At 30.8% G+C, this 1,986-nt stretch carries 1 protein-coding gene; it reads left to right on the top strand.

Annotated features, from left to right (window positions below; genetic code table 11):
* Positions 1–401 precede the first annotated feature (401 nt).
* Positions 402–1,664, top strand: coding sequence for a TrpB-like pyridoxal phosphate-dependent enzyme (locus tag EO083_RS09680; RefSeq protein WP_126994245.1), 1,263 nt, complete (start codon positions 402–404; stop codon positions 1,662–1,664).
* Positions 1,665–1,986: the final 322 nt, after the last annotated feature.

Genomic DNA, 1,986 nt, shown 5'->3' with positions numbered 1-1,986 from the left:
GAACAAGCAAAACAGGCAACGGAAGTAAAAACTTACTCTGATGACTTAAATATCGCTGTATCTTCTTTGAATGAATATCTTTCTAAGTTTAAAATATAACTTAATTTCCCCCTCTTAATGTAGAGGGGGATTTCTTTACCCAATATCTTGTTAACTATATATTGACAAAAAATTAATTGTTAGGTATAATTCGTTACAAGAGGTGAAAAAGATGAAAAATTGTAAGATAATTAAAAATAAGATTAAAATAGTGGTTTTAAATAACAATATTTTTGCATGGTGGTGGATAAGCGGCAATTGTCCGCCACCTTTGTCGTGGTAAATTTATCAAAAAAGGACAATTGCCGGGCATTTAACATGTCCGGCTTTTTTTTTTACAAAAAACTAAAGGGGGTATTAGTATGAGAGAATTTGTAAATTTAAAATTTGAGGAGATGCCTAAAGTATGGTACAACGTTTTACCCGATTTACCTTTCAAATTAGATCCACCACTTGATCCAGAAACAAATAAACCTATGTCTCCTGAAAAGCTATTAAAAATTTTTCCTGCTCCACTTCTTGAACAAGAAGTAAACGATACCGACAGATTTATTGATATACCACAAGAAATATTAAAAGAATATGCAGTATATAGACCTACTCCACTTATAAGGGCAATTTTCTTAGAAGAATACCTTCAAACACCTGCAAAAATATACTATAAATATGAAGGTCAAAGTCCAACGGGAAGTCATAAAACAAACACCGCACTTGCACAGGCATATTACAACAAAATTTCAGGAGTAAAAAAACTTTACACAGAAACAGGTGCAGGTCAATGGGGAAGTGCCTTATCATATTCTGGATTAAAATTTGGAATAGATGTAAATATCTATATGGTTCGCGTTAGTTTCAACCAAAAACCCGCAAGAAAAAGTATTATGAATCTTTTCAACGGAAAAGTAACTCCCTCTCCTAGTAGAAACACAAAATCTGGAAGAAAATACGAAGAAAATCACCCAGGAAGCCTTGGAATTGCAATAAGCGAAGCTATGGAAGAAGTTCTACAAAGCAATGATTCAAAATATGCACTTGGAAGTGTTCTAAATCACGTACTTTTACATCAGACAATTATTGGATCAGAGATAAAAAAACAACTTGAAAAATTAAATATTCAACCAGATGTAATAATAGGATGCCATGGTGGAGGATCAAATTTTGGTGGAACAATTCTTCCGTTCATTCCAGATAAATTATCTGGAAAAAATATTAGATTTATCGCTTGTGAACCTGAAAGTTGCCCTACATTAACAAAAGGAGAATATAGATATGACTTTGGAGATACAGCAGGGTTTACGCCACTTTTGAAAATGTATACACTTGGTAAAGATTTTGTCCCACCATCTATACATGCAGGAGGTTTAAGATATCATGGAGCAGCTCCAATAATTTCTGCGCTTTTAAATCATAATCTAATAGAAGCAAAAGCATTTTCACAGGAAGAAACATTTAAAGCAGCAAGATTATTCTCAAAACTTGAAGGCATTATCCCTGCTCCAGAATCTTCACATGCAATAGCCGGTGCAATAAAAGAAGCATTAAATGCAAAAAAAGAAAATAAAGAAAAAATAATTGTATTCACACTTTCTGGTCATGGATTATTTGATTTAAATGCATATATATAACTTTTTTACGCATATTCAACAAATTATAAATTGCAATTATATTACATTTATTTTAATTTACATAATATTTGTAGTTTTTAATTCACAAAAGATATAAAATAATTTTGAGAAAGAAAAAAGTTAATATTTAATAAAATTACCCCCTCCAATTGAGGGGGTAAAATAAGGAAAATCCTAAAGTTAATAAATAATATTTTTTTATAATAACACCCTGGCCAATGTAAAAATTATTTTTCAATCAATCTAAGGTAGCCTGTAATTTTTTGTGTAAATACCTCTTCTTGGATGGTAATAAATTAATTAAATTGGATTATAATTCTTA

Origin of the sequence: Thermosipho globiformans (assembly GCF_003990895.1) — a bacterium.
Lineage (GTDB): Bacteria > Thermotogota > Thermotogae > Thermotogales > Fervidobacteriaceae > Thermosipho > Thermosipho japonicus.
The sequence above is the reverse complement of the archived record's forward strand: the minus strand, read 5'-3'. Positions and strand labels throughout refer to the sequence as shown.

Bases quoted from the DNA above. Each gene is read 5' to 3' on its own strand.
- EO083_RS09680 (WP_126994245.1), top strand. From the start codon at position 402: ATGAGAGAATTTGTAAATTTAAAATTTGAGGAGATGCCTAAAGTATGG.